Genomic DNA, 16,506 nt, shown 5'->3' with positions numbered 1-16,506 from the left:
TTCTCCATCACTGCATTTCACAATTCAATCTAATTGTCAGGTATCTCTTTTATGCAAGAGATATGTCTATTTATTATATGCAAAATCTGTCGTTTTGACAAGCTCAAGCATATTTAGGGCAATTTTTATCTGGCTTTAAGCTGGCTTTAAGGTTCAGCACCATTTTGGGGCTTTTTTTTCAGCTAACGTTCAGCGGAGCTTGATAATTTCCATTATTAAGAAGGCATGGTTGTACTCAATCATACACCACCTTCATAGTACAAGGACTTTTATACCGGGAGGGAATTACATGCATGCACGAAGAACAAAAGTAGCTGTGCTCATGCTTAGCGCAGCAGTTCTGAGTCAAGCTTCAGCGTATGGAGCATACGCGGCATCAACGACTATTACATCGAACAAAACAGCAACTACCACCACCGTATCCACTCTGGATAAACTCGGCTCGATAGCTTTAAAGAGCAACTTTAGCGTGAAGCTGAGCGATGTTGGCTTTTTAACTCAGGATGGCGGCAATATTCTTACATACACCCTCAGCTATTACAATGGGAGCGGAAGCAGTATCAATCTTGTGGACTATTTCTCTAAGGTAACTACTGCCGGAGGAACGGTTATCCAAGGAAGCTCAGTAACCAGCAGTGCAACCATCAAATCCATCCCCTCCAAAAGCAGTCAATCCGTAACCTATTACGTAAACGTCGGTAAATCCACATCTTTAAATGGAGTTAAGATTTCAGTATTCAGTTGGGATTTTAGCAGTACCGACTATCAAAAGAAGCTGGGGACCTTCACCCTGCCTACAGCTTTTTCACAAGCGGTCGCTAGAGGCCAGAGTAAAAAGATAACCTTGAATAATCAGCCTGTAACAACCAAAACGGAAAGTCTGCAAATTTACAAATATAACGGTAAGGTATACGCCAAAGTAGGTGTGAGCTTAACCAATCAAGGAACCAAAGTGCTAAGTGATCCTGGACTTAAGGGATACCTCGCATCCGCAGGAGGATCTGTATTTGAACTGACGCTTGATGATGCGAGCAGTAACTACAAAGTACAGCCACAGGAAAAAAAGACGATCTACTACATGACGGAAATCCCCTCTTATATGAAGACAGACAATATGACTCTGCAGTTTGCTGGAGAAGATACCTCATTAAAAATAGCGTTGCCCATCGTCACCTATAACCTTCCTGCTGCTACCACACCAAATCTTGTCGTAGCCAGCAATGTCATCAAGAAGCTTACGATCAACAGTAATACTGTCGAGACGCAGTTAAAAAGCGCTAACGTCTATGCCGACAACGGCACCGCGAAGTGGACGCTGCAGTTCCGAGTAAAGAATAGCGGCAACAAGGCGATGACTTTGCCAGCTTACGAGTTTGCCGTTAAAGCCACTGAAGGATATAGCTTTCCGGTGGACACAAAGGCTTTTGCTAACCTAACACTCAAGCCGCTGGAAGAAAAAATGATCGAGCTCAGCGTAGACGTTCCACTAACGATTAATCAAGGAACGTTGCAGCTGCAAATGACTGAGCCCGCTGTTGAGGGTAAGATTATTTTTCCTACTGCCTATTATCAGATTCCTTACACACTGCAAACTAACAATTGGCAGGACACAGAATATGCGGTGGAGAACAGTCACGGTACATTTGCTGTCAAGCTTGAGAACATTCAGCGGCTACCTTGGGCAGACAAAGATCAGCTTGTAGCTAAAATCAATATTCGCAACACGAAATCGACCTCTGTGCAGCTTCCGGCGTTTACAAGTGTCATTAAAGCTGGTGAGAGTGATATTAGCAGCACTTCCCAAGTCGTCACAGAAAGCACGCAAACCATTCTCGGGCCAAATGAATCCGCAGACATTTATGTCGTGGCCAATGTTCCTTACACCTATCAGTTCAATCAATTAAAAATAACGCTGCAAGAAACCTCCGGCGAAAGCAAAATTAATTTTCTTTCATTAAGTACAAATCAGTTAGACAGCCGTGTTCAGGAAGTTGCAGCACTAAGTTCCTTCCATATTGAGCTTGAAAGTAAAAAGGCAGAAGTGTTAGAGCGCCGGACAACGATTTATCAGGGTACGAGCTCCAATATCATGTACACAGAACTGGAAATGAACAGTGAGGAAACACGTAAATCGGAGCAGGCTCAACTCGTAGCTTATTACAAAACGCCAGACAATCAATATTACGACGCCGAGGTCAACCAGTCCACAACCTCCATGAGCCCTAACGGGAAAAATCTGATTACCATTTGGACTAAGCTTCCACTTGGGGTAGATCCTTCTCAGCTTGTTCTTTATATCGGTGAAGGGGTATCCGAAGGAAAGCTTACGGCTCCTGGCGGGAAATCAACGGGGTATATCAATACGGTGTCACTGGGACTTAATAATGTTGCGGTGGAGTCAAAGGGGAATCTTTTGGAGATAGAATTGTTCCCTTATACCCTATCCGTCACAAATGCAGTCGCCACCGTCACTGGTGGTAAAGATACGCTCAGTACTGTACTAACCTACAACCTGTCAAGCAGCACGCTTTACGAATCAGGCACCTATGAGCACAAGCTTGTACTAGAGCTGATCGACCCCATCGGACAAACAATGGAGAAGACATTAACGCTTGGCACAGATCTACCATTAGGTAACTTCAAGTCGTACACCACAACATTCACAAGCAATCTTTACAAAACACTAGGTGGCGGTGCGATCCGGTTGAATCTATACGACGAATTCCAAGGTCATCGAAATCTGGTGGGAACACAAACCTATGTTGTCACTTATCAGGCGGCATCTACTACTTCAAACAGCAATTCCGCTTCAAACACCGATTCAGGTGCTAGCAATCCATCCAGCAATTAGTAGGAATGCGAGGGTGGCCTGTGTTAAGAAATTTGATGATCTATGGAGGAAAGAAATGAAGAAGAAAAAAGTGTTGCTCTGGACCATCGGAGTAGTAGCTGTAGCAACAGCCGGATTGTTGGTGTATACGTTTCTACCTGATAAGAATAGTCAGGCCGCTGAAGTGCCTGTTAATACAGCCACGGTTACGAAGGGCGATATCGTAGTAAATGTATCTGGAGCAGGCTCCGTCACGGCCACCGAAACAGGGAAAGTAAAAACGAAGGATGCTGGAACCGTTGCTGAGGTGCTTGTCAAAGAAGGCGACGTCGTGAAAAAAGGTCAAAAGTTAATTACCTTCGAAGGCGATGACCTGAGCGATAATCTCAAGCAGGAACAAACCTCTCTTACCTCGCTTGAAACAGATCTTCAGGACAAGCAGGAGCAGTATAAGAAGCTTGCCGTGGCAGGTGCCTCCGAGGATGAATTGGCCAGTGCCAAACGTTCGATTGAAAAAGCGAAAACGGATATCGCTTCTCAAATCGAAAAAATCGCATCTGTACAAGAGGATATGATCCCTCCAGATCCCCTAACCGCTCCAATTGACGGAACTGTTACAACAGTTAACATCTCCAGCGGTGAAAAAGCGATGGATGGCTCTGAACTCATCGATATCACCGATTATGCTAATTTAAGCGTCATAGTGCAGGTGGATGAGCTTGATATTCCTACAGTGAAAATAGGGATGCCTGCTACCATTTCATTGGATGCCCTGCCCGACACTGAATTCAAGGGGAGTGTTACTAAGATCGCCAAGGAAGGCACCGTCTCCAATGGAGTATCCCTCTTCGATGTTACCGTTGGCTTAGCCACCTCCGAAGGTGCCCTTGTAGGAATGTCCGCAGAAGTTTCAGTTACAACAGCTGAGAAAAAAGATGTGTTAACCGTACCTATTGAAGCTGTTCAAGAAAGAAATGGCAAGTACACAGTAGCTCTCCCTTTAACAGCGGGTTCAGCTGAATCCTCAAAAGCATCTAGCGAGGGCCAGGCACCAATGCCTAGCGGGGCTCCTGATGCTAACGGTGGCGCTATGCCTTATGGTGGTGCGCCTGATGCTGACGGTGGCGCTATGCCTAGCGGAGCTCCTGATGCTCGCGGTGGAGTTATGCCTAGTGGAGCACCTAATGCTCGCGGCGGTGCTATGGCTAACGGAACAGCTGGTACAAGAAATCGAGGATACAGTAATCAGCGAACAGTCTCCGTCGAAGTGGGCATCCATGATGAGAGCAGTATTGAAATCATCAGTGGGCTAAATGAAGGTGACAAAGTGATCATTCCTACAGTAATCTCTACCAAAACAGGCACAACTAGTACTGAGATGCAAATGCAAGGTGGTATGGGCGGTATGGGTGGTGCTAATTTCAGCGGTGGCGGCTTTAGTGGTGGCGGCTTCAGTGGAGGTGGTGCTGGTGGCATGGGCGGAGCACCAGGTGGCGGCGGAGGTGGCAGCAGATGAGTGCTTCAGCGCCGCTGATCCAAGTTCAGAATATGACCCATGGCTATACTATGGCCGGAGAAAGCATGACGGTCCTAAAAAGCCTCTCCTTTTCAATCGATTTCGGAGAGTTCGTAGCGATTATAGGTCCATCCGGTTCTGGTAAATCAACACTCATGAACATGCTTGGATGCCTGGATGTATCCGATGAGGGAAGTTATCTTTTGGACGGACAAGAGGTTCGCAAGTTATCCGACAATAAGCTGGCTATTATCCGAAATGAGAAGATCGGCTTTATCTTTCAAAACTTCAATCTCCTCCCCAAATTGTCTGCTGTCGAGAATGTGGAGCTTCCGCTTATATACCGTGGCCTCTCACATCGAGAACGCAGAGAAACGGCGCAGCAAGCACTCATTAAAGTAGGTTTGGAGGAGAGAATGCATCATCGGCCTTCTGAACTTTCAGGTGGACAACAGCAGCGTGTAGCCATTGCACGGGCCATGGCAGGAGCTCCCCCGATTCTACTTGCAGATGAACCTACCGGAGCACTTGATACGCGAACTGGGCAAGAGGTCATGCAGATGATACAAGAATTAAATGAGCAAGGTCATACGATCATCCTAATCACACATGACCTCGAAATCGCAAAGCAAGCAAAGCGTATCATTCGTATTCAGGATGGCAACCTCGTGGAAGATCGGAGGAATGCGAGGTGAAATTATTTCAAAGTATGCGTATGGCTCTAAAAAGCATCTACAGCAGTAAAGTAAGAGCCTTTTTAACGATGCTGGGTATTATCATTGGTGTATCATCCGTTATCATCCTCGTTTCTGTAGGTCAGGGAACGACTTCTCAGATTACGGAGCAGCTCAATGGACTCGGAACAAATCAACTGACGGTAAACATTACTGGCCGTGGAGCTACCACCTCCCTGACCTATGAAGAAGCCTTGGCACTAGGAGATATAGAGGGTATAGAAAATGTAGCTCCTGTGATCAGTGGCAATGTTACAGCCAAGCATAATACAGAGAATGTTAGCGTTACTGTTGAAGGCATTACACCTTCTTATGAGGACGTTAAGGATTTTCATGTACAGTCAGGACGTTTCCTGCTTGATATTGATACGGAGTACCGGCAGAAGGTAGCGCTAATAGGCACAGGTACGGCTGAGGATTTATTCGGTACAGACGATCCTGTAGGTGAAAAGGTCCAGCTAAACGGGATCAGCTATAAAATCGTCGGCCTCTTGGAAGCGAAAGGCTCTAGTCTAAGTGGTTCCAATGATGATATCATACTGATCCCTATAGCTACTGCAGAGCGTCAGTTAAAAAGCAAAGGCGTACGGTCGATCACGATTGCGACGACTTCAGCAGACACTGTAGCTACCGTAAAAGAGAAGCTTGAGAGTACGTTAGATGCTAAATTTAATTATGCGGATAATGCTTTTAGCGTATTTGATTCCCAAGAGATGCTGGAAACTGTGAATTCCACGACAGCCACTCTTTCAATGGCATTAGCGGGCATTGCCGGTATTTCACTGTTTGTCGGGGGGATCGGCATTATGAATATTATGATCGTATCCGTCAATGAAAGAACAAGAGAAATTGGGATCCGCAAAGCAATCGGCGCCAAAAAATTCGATATTCTCGCTCAATTCATGATCGAATCCATCGTGCTTAGCGGATTGGGTGGGGTGATCGGTGTTGGCATTGGAGTCGCAGGTAGTTGGTTGCTAGGAAAGTATACTTCACTTACGGTATCTATTGCTTGGGATATGGTACTTATATCTTTTGTTTTCTCCTTGCTTATCGGCGTGATTTTCGGAATGATGCCTGCGAACAAAGCTGCTCGACTTCGCCCCATTCATGCCCTACGTAATGAATAGTTATTTCAAAGTCAGCTGTCAAAGTCATTATTATGACTTTGACAGCTTTTTTAGGAGCTGGTGTGGATATCATTTGCGAATTAGTTGGGTAATAGGATTTATGAATTTGAATATAGATAAGGCAATAGGCCCATGCCATAATCATTTAAATTTTTTATTAATGATATTTATTTGAGGAAGCGATTGCTCTATAAGTAGGACGTCCTATATACTTGTTGTACGACAAACTGCGATCCACACACAACTTATCTTTCCCATGCCTCATTTTCCACTATGTTAGAACACCTCTTTTTTTAATTCATCACTCTCATCATCTTTGCTTAAAAATAAAACACACCTGCCACAAATGGAAATTCCGCAGGTTATACGTTAGCAGCAATAAGATTTTTTAACCATCTTATGCGGGGAGAAGATAGCCGTGGCTGGATTTTTCGATTTCAAAGTAACACGCAAACTAATCTTTATTTTCGCTGCGCTCTCCATTCTACTGGTTGGGATTAGTATAGCTTCTTTACTCTATCTAAATCACACTATTAACAGAATGTCAGATTCTTTATATGAAGATGTATTTGAGAACGCTGAGCTTATACTGAGCGCTGATCGTGATCTTTATCAAGCCGCAATCGCTCTCCACTCCTCCATGAGCTCGACACTCACTGAAGCTGAACGTGATCAGTTTATTCAAGAATATAAGGACAATAATCAGCAAGCAGAAGAACGGGTAAGTCTAGCGAGTTCAGACATCAAATCTATCAACAATCCCTACAGTGGTATAAAGCAAGCAAATAGAATACTTACTGAATTAGAGAACAAGCTCTATGCCTTCGAAACATCCCTAGACCTATGGAAGAGCACAGGGAATACATTGATAGCTGAACGGATGCAGATCGGATGGGACCCCGCTTCATATCAAGCTGTGAATCTGAACATGCAGTTAAATGAAGTTAGAACTCATCTGGATCAATCAGAAGACCTGATAGACACCTACGCCTTGCAAGTAACAGATGGGTTCCAGGATAAAAAAAGTGCGCTCTTTGCGTTATACTCGCTGGTCTTTTTTATACTGCTCTTGGTTATTATTTATTTGGGTCGCAAAATCATTTGGCTCAAGAATGAAATGCTGGAGGAACAAACACTCTATCAGCTAATTGGTGAAACCATGTCTGACTTTATTATATTGACTGATCCTAACGGATTGATCCTGTATAGCTCCCCTTCACATTCAAGTATTCTAGGCTATGTTCCTAAAAAGGGTGCCCCTCTCTCCAACTACATTCGTGAACCGGAGATTGCCTGGGCTAAACTAAAGAGTGTCGTTCAGGGAACCCCTCGTATCTCAGAGCTACGGATGCGTGGAGCTGAAGGGCAATGGGTATGGCTGGAAACAAAGGTGTCACCTGTTCGAGGAAGTAATAATTTTCCAGCACAATTTATGTTAGTGTCCCGTGAAATTACACAACGGAAGCAATACGAAGAACGATTACATAAGCTAGCCTTCTATGATCATTTAACCGCGATTCCCAACCGGGCTCATTTCAAAATGTACATGGAGAATCTCATCAACCAACCGGAAGAACGGAGAAAGAATATTGCACTCGCACTGCTGGATTGTGACAGATTCAAGCAGCTAAACGATACCTTAGGACATCTGGCTGGAGACGAATTTCTGCAGCTGCTCTCTCGAGAGCTTTTACAAACGGTCAAAGGTGTAGGTCAGGCGTTCAGGATTGGCGGTGATGAATTTGCGGTGGTACTGCACCGATTCACCTCTCCAGAAATGTTAGATGAAATGCTAAAGCGTTTGCTTAAGCTATTCAACAAATCCTGGTCTATTGACAATGGATCTAGCTTTCATACCTCCGCAAGTATTGGCGTTGCTCTATTTCCTGAACACGGAAGCAGTATTAATGAACTTCTGCGTGCCGCTGATCTAGCGATGTACCTTTCCAAAGACCATGGAGGGAATGAAGCTAATCTCTATTACGAGCTTTTGGATGTAGGTTTAACCAACCAGACCATCGGAAAACCATAAGAACATCAAGAAGAGCTGCTCCGGGGTATAACTAACCCTGAAGCAGCTCTTTTTATTCTTTTAACTGGTTAACTGTAGATGATCATCTGAGATCCCATCATTCTCCTGATCACGATCTATAACCATGACCTTGATAAGTTCGTCAGTTTTGGAACAGTCAATAAAGCGATCGCTATCCCCATCTTTCTCTTCCCAGTCATTAAGTCGTAGTATATACCCAATAGATTTGGTATCTAGCAAAACCTCAATTCGTGCAACTGCACGCCCATCCTCCATATACCGAAAATCGCATTGTCCATCCTGAATGCCTGTATCCCAAACCCAAAGATTCCAGCCCTTATAATTTCCATCTGGCCGTTCATAGTGTACTTCGATAATTTTGGATCGCGGTGCTGGCTCACCACATTCATCATAGAGCACCATCATCGACAAGCCTTCAATTTCCACCTCGCTACCTGTAACCATTCGGAATGCCTCAGTCCCCGCTCGGGTGTGATCCACTACCACGTTCCAACCGTTAGTAGCTTCAGGAAGAGACAGCCTTACTCGATCATTATTGGCATTAAAGATGACCATTATATTGTTCCAGAGGTCACCTCCTGCATGATTACTAAGCAGGTACGACACTATCCCCCCATCACAGCGCAGAAATTCAAGCGAACGCTCAATTTCCTGGCGACCATGTAGACGAAATGCCGGGTGTGTACGCCGCAGTGCGATCAAGCCTTTATAATATTGAAAAACAGGCTTAAACACACTTTTCATATTCCAGCGGATCGCGTTAATCATATCTCCACTACGATAGCTATTATGATCTCCAAATTTACTACGCAGGAGCTCATCACCGGCGTGCAGGAATGGAATCCCTTGCGAAGTCAGGATGATTCCGTTTGCAAGTAAGGATCGGCGTACGGTCTCATTGCTGAGAATATTCCCCAGATCTACATTCACATAAGGGTTAGCCCGTGAAGCGGCATCCTGAAATCCCCCTTGAACGGTAAGCACCTTATCCCATAAATTCAAATTGTCATGGGCGGTTACATAGTTCACAGATTCCACAGGGGAGTCCGTAAATTCATGAATGGCTCCTTTGATTCCGGCTGCAATAGCCCCTTCTTTACCGTATTCTCCAGTAATGAAGCCCCGTCCCCATCCATCACTATCTCCTTTGATCGCCGAACGAAAGTTATCATTGAAGACAGCATATCCTTTTCCCCGCTGCACACCTTTTAGCGTCTTTGTTGCCAGTGGAGAATCTCCTCCTGTCCAAGGTTCTCCATATAACAGTAAATTAGGGTTCACCTCAAGTCGAAGCTCTTCCGTTATTTCACGCATGGTCACACTGTCCATCAGACCCATAAGATCAAACCTGAAGCCATCAATATGATACTCCGAAGCCCAGTAGGACAACGAATCCTTAATATATTTGCGTACCATCGGACGCTCCGTAGCTAACTCGTTACCCACTCCTGAGCCATTAGATAAACGTCCCAAATAGTCACGGCGATAGAAATAATCTGGTACAAGCGGCTCGAAGGGGCCCTTCTCTACAGCGTACGTATGATTGTAAACCACATCCATAATCACCGAAATCCCACGGCTATGCAAAGCCTGAACCATTTCTTTAAATTCGCGAATTCGGAGCTCTGGATCGGTAGGATCAGTGCTATATGATCCTTCCGGTACGTTATAATGCTGAGGATCATAACCCCAATTGTAGTCGGTATGTTCTATTGACGAACCACGCTTCATAACACTTAACTCATCAACGGTCTGGAAATCGAACACAGGCATCAGATGTACATGGGTGATACCCAATTCAACCAGATGATCAATGCCTATTGCATTTGCTTCCGAATCCCTTAATCCAAATTCGGTAAATGCTTTGAATTTACCCTTATAGTACATGCCAGAACTCTCATGTGAGGAGAAGTCACGCACATGCAGCTCGTAAATAACAGCATCAGCCGGATGCTGTAATGGAGGAGCAACATCCTTCTCCCAATGCTCAGGATGGGTTCCCCGCAAATCAACGATTGCTGTTCTTAAACCATTTGCCGATACGGCTGTTGCATAGGGATCTACTGCTTCTGTCACATTTCCATCAGCATATACAGCACGGTACATATAATATTTCCCTTTTAAATCACCTGATAGCTTAGTCTGCCAGACTCCACCGTTCTGTCGCTGCATATATATAACACGTCCACTATCTGTAGAGCTCGGATCAAATCCAATGTTAAGCTGATTTCCACCTGTTTCGTACAAGACTAGAGAAACAGCAAAAGCAGTAGGTGCCCAGACTTTAAATACACTGTACTCTACCGAGTACGTCAAGCCCAGGTCTTTACCTTCATAGACCTCTAACATTAATTCTGCATCTATAACATTTTTACTCATGAGTTAACACCATCCTATGGCTCCCTACCTACTTATAGGGATACTTATAAGTCCAAATATTTCCAATTATGATCGTATTAATACTTGCACAGCTCTGCAAGTCGATAAAGGAGTATAAACTTTCTATGGATCCATACTATTATATGTAAGACATATTGACAGGTTTGGGTTCTTTACCGACTTTATACTCATCACTATTACTATCGGCATAGACATCTGTGCAATAAAGCAAATAAAAAGTGAATTTAGTTATTCTTAGTTGAGTATAACGCTCACGTATGAACATAAGCCAATGTAACAAATAAATTATGGATATAAGCACAAAAAAACCGACCTCCAAACAGCGGAAGTCGGTAATAGTAGTTGGAACGCTATAAAACGCTTAAACGGAGTAATGCATATGGAAATTATTAATTAGTGATGCTTTGAACAAGTGCAGCTACTTCTTCAGCAGTGCCAAGTTGCAGTGCTTTTGCAGCCAGTTCCTTCATGTCGGCAGCCGACAATTTAGAAATTTGACTACGTGCTGGCAGAATTGACGTTGCACTCATACTGAATTCATCAAGGCCAAGACCTAGTAAGAGTGGAATCGCTGTTGCGTCCCCAGCCATTTCACCGCACATTCCTGTCCATTTACCTTCTGCATGCGCTGCATCAATTACATTCTTGACCAAACGCAGGATGGCCGGATTGTAAGGCTGATACAGGTAAGAAACCCGTTCATTCATACGGTCAGCAGCCATTGTATATTGAATAAGATCATTCGTACCAATACTGAAGAAATCAACTTCCTTTGCAAACTGGTCAGCCAGTACTGCAGTGGAAGGAATCTCAACCATTATGCCGAGCTGAATGTTGTCAGATACTTCCTTACCTTCTTCACGAAGCTTCGCTTTCTCTTCAAGTAGAAGATCACGGGCTGCACGGAATTCACCAAGTGTTGCGATCATAGGGAACATAATGCGAAGATCCCCATGAACACTTGCTCTTAGTAAAGCACGCAGCTGCGTACGGAAAATATCCTGACGATCCAGACAAAGACGAATCGCACGGAATCCTAAGAAAGGATTCATTTCCTTTGGAAGATCCAAATACGGAAGCTCTTTGTCGCCACCGATATCTAGTGTACGCACGACTACCGGTTTGCCTTTCATATTCTCAAGCACAGCACGATAGGCGTTATATTGAATTTCCTCAGAAGGCAGCTTATCGCGGCCCATGTATAGAAATTCAGTACGATACAAGCCTACACCTTCGCCGCCATTCTCAATTACGCCATTGACATCGTTTGGTGTACCGATATTAGCCGCCAGCTCCACGTGCTTACCGTCTGCAGAAATCGTTGGTTTATCACGAAGTTTCTTCCACTCTGCAATTTGCAAGTCGTAAGCTTCCTGCTTGCGAACGTACTCCGCCACTTCTGCTTCACTAGGATTAATAAGAACGTCACCGTTCAGACCATCGACAATCACTAGATCCCCAGAATTCACTTCTGTCATGACATTCTTAGTTCCAACTACCGCTGGAATTTCCAAGGAACGTGCCATAATCGCGGAGTGAGACGTACGTCCACCAATGTTTGTTGTGAAGCCTTTAACGTATTTGCGATTTAGCTGTGCTGTGTCAGAAGGTGTCAAATCCTCAGCGATCACAATAACCTCTTCATTGATTTCTGCAGGACTAACATAATGAATACCCAGCAAGTGGTTCAGCAGGCGTTTGGTCACATCACGCATGTCAGCTGCACGTTCCTGTAAGTAAGCACTCTTCATGTTTTCGAACATTTCAATGAATTGTGTAGCTACTTCGTTTAGTGCATAGTCCGCGTTAACCGATTCCTGACGAATTTTATCAATTACGGGATTAATCAGTTCAGGGTCCTCAAGAATCAGCAGATGGGATGCAAAAATCTCTGCTTTCTTCTCTCCTAGTTCTGCTAAAGTACGCTCTTTAATGGTTTGCAGTTCAGCACTTGATTTAGCAAGTGCGTCATTCAACTTAGCGACTTCTGCTTCAGGATCACTGATACTAGTCTTTGTAATTGTATAATCCGGATGTTTCAGGATAAAAGCACGGGCTACTGCAATCCCTGCTGAAGCCGCGATTCCTGAAATTTTACTCATGGATTTCCCCTAGCCCTTCTTTGATCATTACATCAGAAAGTGCGCTCAGAGCTTCAGCTTCTTCGCCACCTTCAGTAATCAGAGACAAAGTGTCTCCAGCTTCTAGACCCAATGACAATACACCAAGGATAGATTTCAATGTAACTTTTTTGCCTTTTGCTTCTGCATAAGCTTCTGTACCTTTGAATTTAGTAGCTGTATTTACCAAGGCAGTTGCCGGACGTGCGTGAATTCCATCTTCATCGATAATTCTGAATGTTGTTTGCATAATATTATCCAACTCGCTTTCTTTTAATAGAATATTTTTTAATTTATAGTGAAGGCTTCGCTCCCTTTAATGTTTAAAGGAAGCGTCCACCCTTGCACTTTTACTGAATGGCAATAATATCCTTATCCCCAATAGATACCTTGCCTGGCTTCTTCAAGGTTACGGAAGAGCCTTCTGGCAAATTGGAGAAAATAACAGGAGACATAACTGATGGTGCATGTGCTTTTACATATTCTAGATCCACTTCCATGATCGGCTGTCCAGCAGCTACAAGGTCGCCCTCTTCAACTAGAACTGTAAAGCCTTGACCTTTAAGCTTAACTGTATTTACCCCTATATGAACGAGCACTTCCTTGCCTCCATCGGACATAATGCCGATCGCATGCTTGCTCGGGAACACATTAAACACTTTACCGTAGACTGGTGAAGCAATCTTCCCATCATCGGATAGGAAGGCAAAACCATCACCCGTCATTTTTTGGGAGAACACTGGATCTGGAACCTCAGTAATATCCACCAGTTCACCATTTACCGGAGAGACGATATCTTCTTTTATTATCGCTTCACCAGCTTCACCTGCCTGCTGCTCTTCTTCAGGCTGTGGCGTGGCTGCTACCGGCGTTGGTGCAGGTGTCTTCCCGTTAATTACATCTTGAATCTGAGATTTTATGGTATCGGAACGTGTACCAAAGATCGCTTGAACGTTATTACCCACCTCAAGCACACCTGATGCACCTAGCTTCTTCAGACGAGTCTTATCCACGCCTGATTTATCTTTAACCTCCACACGAAGGCGGGTAATACAAGCATCCAGATGAGCGATATTTTCTTTACCACCCAACGCAGACAAAATGTTTCGTGGTAAATCATCACCTGTTTTAGAAATGGCTTCTGTGTTCGTATCTTCGACTTCACCTGTATCCTCTTCACGACCCGGAGTCATCAGATTGAACTTCCGAATAACAAAGCGGAATCCGAAGTAGTAAATTACGGCAAGAGCAAGACCTACTGGAATTACGAGCCACCAAGCCGTACGGTTCGGGATAATACCAAAGAGCACGTAATCAATAAAGCCTCCCGAGAAAGTCATACCAATCTTGACATTAAGGATATGCATGGTCATAAAGGACAAACCAGCAAATACAGCGTGTACCGCGAACAGTAGTGGAGCCACGAACAAGAACGAGAATTCGAGCGGCTCAGTAATCCCTGTCAGGAATGAAGTCAATGCTGCGGAAAGCATCAAGCCTCCGACAAGTTTTTTATTCTGAGGCTTAGCTTCATGATAGATGGCCAAAGCAGCTGCTGGAAGACCGAACATCATGAAAGGATATTTACCTGTTGTAAATGTTCCTGCTGTAAATTCTACACCATCACGAAGCTGCTGCATGAAGATCCGTTGGTCACCACGTACCAATTCTCCAGCTTTATCTACGTAGGTACCAAATTCATACCAGAACGGAGAATAGAAGATGTGATGCAGACCAAAAGGAATCAGCGAGCGTTCGATTGTTCCGAAGATAAACGCAGCGAGCGTTTTATTCGTATCAATCATACTTTGTGATACATAGTTCAGACCGTGCTGAATTGGCGGCCAAACTAAGGTCAATGCCAGACCAAGAAGCAAAGACGTTACCGCAGTCATGATCGGAACGAAACGTTTACCTGCAAAGAAGCCTAGGTAGGATGGAAGCTCAATTTTGAAAAATCGCTTGTACATGGACGATGCCAATATACCGACGAGTATACCTCCAAATACCCCCGTTTGCAGTGTTGGAATTCCTAAGACGCTAGCATAGGAGAAGTCGCCTTGGCTCAGGACATAATCATTGACGCCAATTACAGTACCCATCGTAACATTCATTACGAGGAAACCAATAATAGCGGCTAGACCAGCAACACCCTCACCACCGGATAAACCGATGGCAACACCCACGGCAAATAGTAAGGATAAATTATCAAATACAATTTGCCCTGAGTTCATCAATACGTTCGCAATTGCCTGAACTACATCATTTTCCAGTGCCGGAACGTATTGTAGAAAATCGGGGTTTACCAGCATGTTTCCTATTCCAAGGAGCAGACCGGCTGCTGGCAGTATCGCTACTGGGAGCATTAGCGCTTTACCGACTCTTTGTAAAACGCCGAAAAGCTTTTTGAACATCATGGTCACTTCCTTTCATTATTTACTTTTTAAGTAAAACAGATGCCAAAAAAGGCATGAGCAACACAGTATAAAGGTTGTTATCTAACGCTAAGGTTAGATTACCCCAAGTTGGGGACTAGCAACCAAAATACTGTAAATCACTCATGCCTGATCGAATCAGTTACACGCTTGGTATTCTGTTTTAAATAGGACACGGATATTGTAGCACCGTTTTTTTGAAGTGACAAGCTTTTTTTAAAAGATACGAAAGTATAAGTTACACATTATACTGTATCCATATATTTCTCGCTTAAACGCTTACCGTCCTTATAAGGACGCCGAAGGCATTTCAGGCTTTACCATTCGTCTCCATATCCAATTCATCCTCTTTCTTCTGGGCAAGACGTTGCAGATGAACTGTCAAATAACTGACCTCTGCTGGATACACAGGAATTCGCACTCGGTTCTCGATAACCTTAGTTAATTGCCAAGCCAAGGTATACATTTCGGGATACTCTCTTTTCATAAGACCATCCAACGTAGAAGTCTCCCTTACCGATTCTCCACGGCGCAGTCTTTCTAGAACAAATCGTAAATGAGTCACCAATCGCGAATAATCAAGTGAATCCCGAGGAATTCGATATTCGAGGTTATTCTCTACGATTCCGATCAAATCCCCAATCAAAAGAGAATGCTGTCTGACCTCGGAAATTTGTCTATTGCTCAGCGCGCTAACGATATGAAGTGCAACAAACCCTACCTCATCTACGGGCAAATCCACACCCATGCCTTCATTAATCCGCTCAATCGCATACTCTGCCATCTTATATTCTTCAGGATAAATTTCCTTAGTCTCATACAAAAACGGATTGTGAATTGGGATATCTTGTTCATAACGCCGGATAGCAAATGAGATATGATCAGTGAGTGCAATATGAACATGCTCATTTAGTGGTTGACTACTGCTATGCATAATATATAACAAAATTTCATGTACAATCTCAATCAACTTCTCATCCACTTGGGGAAGAAGCTGTTTATATTGTTCCTGCTCTTCCTGGCTGCGAAGAATAAACATCTTCTCCACGGAGGATAGATCAATCCGATCATGCAATTTTCGATTAAACCCTATCCCTTTGCCAATCACTACAACCTCGGAATATTGGGGATGGTCCGCAATGATAACGTTGTTATTTAACACCTTTGCTACAGTTATGCTACTCATTTTTGACACCTCTTTTATTTCTAAACACCTGACTTCCAAGCAGCAAACGCAACATGAAACGGTACGATTAAAAAACTCTCGCTACCATCATATCATCAACAT

The 16,506-nt window shown here is 44.0% G+C and carries 10 protein-coding genes and 1 other annotated feature (1 of these 11 running past the window's edge); of the genes, 5 read left to right on the top strand and 5 right to left on the bottom strand.

Annotation, left to right across the window (positions count from 1 at the left end; all coding sequences use genetic code 11):
* Positions 1 to 20 (bottom strand) — a binding site (T-box leader); it reaches 266 nt to the left of the window's first position.
* Between the two features lie 269 nt (positions 21 to 289).
* From QNH28_RS07960 to QNH28_RS07940, 5 genes are all read left to right on the top strand, one after another.
* Positions 290 to 2,851, top strand: a complete 2,562-nt coding sequence (locus QNH28_RS07960; protein ID WP_283910901.1) for a hypothetical protein — start codon at positions 290 to 292, stop codon at positions 2,849 to 2,851.
* Positions 2,852 to 2,906: 55 nt separating this feature from the next.
* The gene (locus QNH28_RS07955; RefSeq protein WP_283910900.1) at positions 2,907 to 4,346 is read left to right on the top strand and encodes an efflux RND transporter periplasmic adaptor subunit; all 1,440 of its coding nucleotides are present in this window, start codon (positions 2,907 to 2,909) and stop codon (positions 4,344 to 4,346) included.
* On the top strand, positions 4,343 to 5,041 hold the full coding sequence (locus QNH28_RS07950; RefSeq protein WP_283910899.1) for an ABC transporter ATP-binding protein: 699 nt from the start codon (positions 4,343 to 4,345) through the stop codon (positions 5,039 to 5,041). The genes QNH28_RS07955 and QNH28_RS07950 overlap by 4 nt, the downstream gene beginning before the upstream one ends.
* On the top strand, positions 5,038 to 6,210 hold the full coding sequence (locus QNH28_RS07945) for an ABC transporter permease (protein WP_283910898.1): 1,173 nt from the start codon (positions 5,038 to 5,040) through the stop codon (positions 6,208 to 6,210). Before QNH28_RS07950 ends, QNH28_RS07945 begins: the two co-directional genes overlap by 4 nt.
* Positions 6,211 to 6,628: 418 nt before the next feature.
* Positions 6,629 to 8,242, top strand: coding sequence for a diguanylate cyclase domain-containing protein (locus QNH28_RS07940; protein ID WP_283910897.1), 1,614 nt, complete (start codon positions 6,629 to 6,631; stop codon positions 8,240 to 8,242).
* A gap of 60 nt (positions 8,243 to 8,302) precedes the next feature.
* Here the strand turns inward: QNH28_RS07940 and pulA are convergent, their stop codons facing one another.
* The 5 genes from pulA to glcT form a co-directional block, all read right to left on the bottom strand.
* A complete protein-coding gene (pulA, locus tag QNH28_RS07935) occupies positions 8,303 to 10,642 on the bottom strand; it encodes a type I pullulanase (protein WP_283910896.1) in 2,340 nt (779 codons plus the stop codon).
* A gap of 410 nt (positions 10,643 to 11,052) precedes the next feature.
* On the bottom strand, positions 11,053 to 12,765 hold the full coding sequence (gene ptsP, locus QNH28_RS07930; protein ID WP_283910895.1) for a phosphoenolpyruvate--protein phosphotransferase: 1,713 nt from the start codon (positions 12,763 to 12,765) through the stop codon (positions 11,053 to 11,055).
* Entirely contained in the window at positions 12,758 to 13,033 is a 276-nt protein-coding gene (locus tag QNH28_RS07925; protein ID WP_283910894.1) for an HPr family phosphocarrier protein, read from the bottom strand. The genes ptsP and QNH28_RS07925 overlap by 8 nt, the downstream gene beginning before the upstream one ends.
* A gap of 100 nt (positions 13,034 to 13,133) precedes the next feature.
* Positions 13,134 to 15,197: a glucose-specific PTS transporter subunit IIBC gene (gene ptsG / locus QNH28_RS07920; protein WP_283912082.1), complete on the bottom strand. Its 2,064-nt coding sequence runs from the start codon at positions 15,195 to 15,197 to the stop codon at positions 13,134 to 13,136.
* 331 nt (positions 15,198 to 15,528) lie between these two features.
* On the bottom strand, positions 15,529 to 16,404 hold the full coding sequence (glcT, locus tag QNH28_RS07915) for a glucose PTS transporter transcription antiterminator GlcT (protein ID WP_283910893.1): 876 nt from the start codon (positions 16,402 to 16,404) through the stop codon (positions 15,529 to 15,531).
* Positions 16,405 to 16,506 lie beyond the last annotated feature (102 nt).

Origin of the sequence: Paenibacillus sp. G2S3, from assembly GCF_030123105.1 — a bacterium.
In the GTDB taxonomy this organism is placed as follows: domain Bacteria; phylum Bacillota; class Bacilli; order Paenibacillales; family Paenibacillaceae; genus Paenibacillus_AQ.
This window is presented reverse-complemented; position numbering and strand designations above follow the sequence as displayed.

Excerpts from the sequence above, each read along its gene's own strand:
- QNH28_RS07960 (WP_283910901.1), top strand. The coding sequence starts at position 290 with ATGCATGCACGAAGAACAAAAGTAGCTGTGCTCATGCTTAGCGCAGCA.
- QNH28_RS07955 (WP_283910900.1), top strand. The coding sequence starts at position 2,907 with ATGAAGAAGAAAAAAGTGTTGCTCTGGACCATCGGAGTAGTAGCTGTA.
- QNH28_RS07950 (WP_283910899.1), top strand. The coding sequence starts at position 4,343 with ATGAGTGCTTCAGCGCCGCTGATCCAAGTTCAGAATATGACCCATGGC.
- pulA (WP_283910896.1), bottom strand. The coding sequence starts at position 10,642 with ATGAGTAAAAATGTTATAGATGCAGAATTAATGTTAGAGGTCTATGAA.
- ptsP (WP_283910895.1), bottom strand. The coding sequence starts at position 12,765 with ATGAGTAAAATTTCAGGAATCGCGGCTTCAGCAGGGATTGCAGTAGCC.
- QNH28_RS07925 (WP_283910894.1), bottom strand. The coding sequence starts at position 13,033 with ATGCAAACAACATTCAGAATTATCGATGAAGATGGAATTCACGCACGT.
- ptsG (WP_283912082.1), bottom strand. The coding sequence starts at position 15,197 with ATGTTCAAAAAGCTTTTCGGCGTTTTACAAAGAGTCGGTAAAGCGCTA.
- glcT (WP_283910893.1), bottom strand. The coding sequence starts at position 16,404 with ATGAGTAGCATAACTGTAGCAAAGGTGTTAAATAACAACGTTATCATT.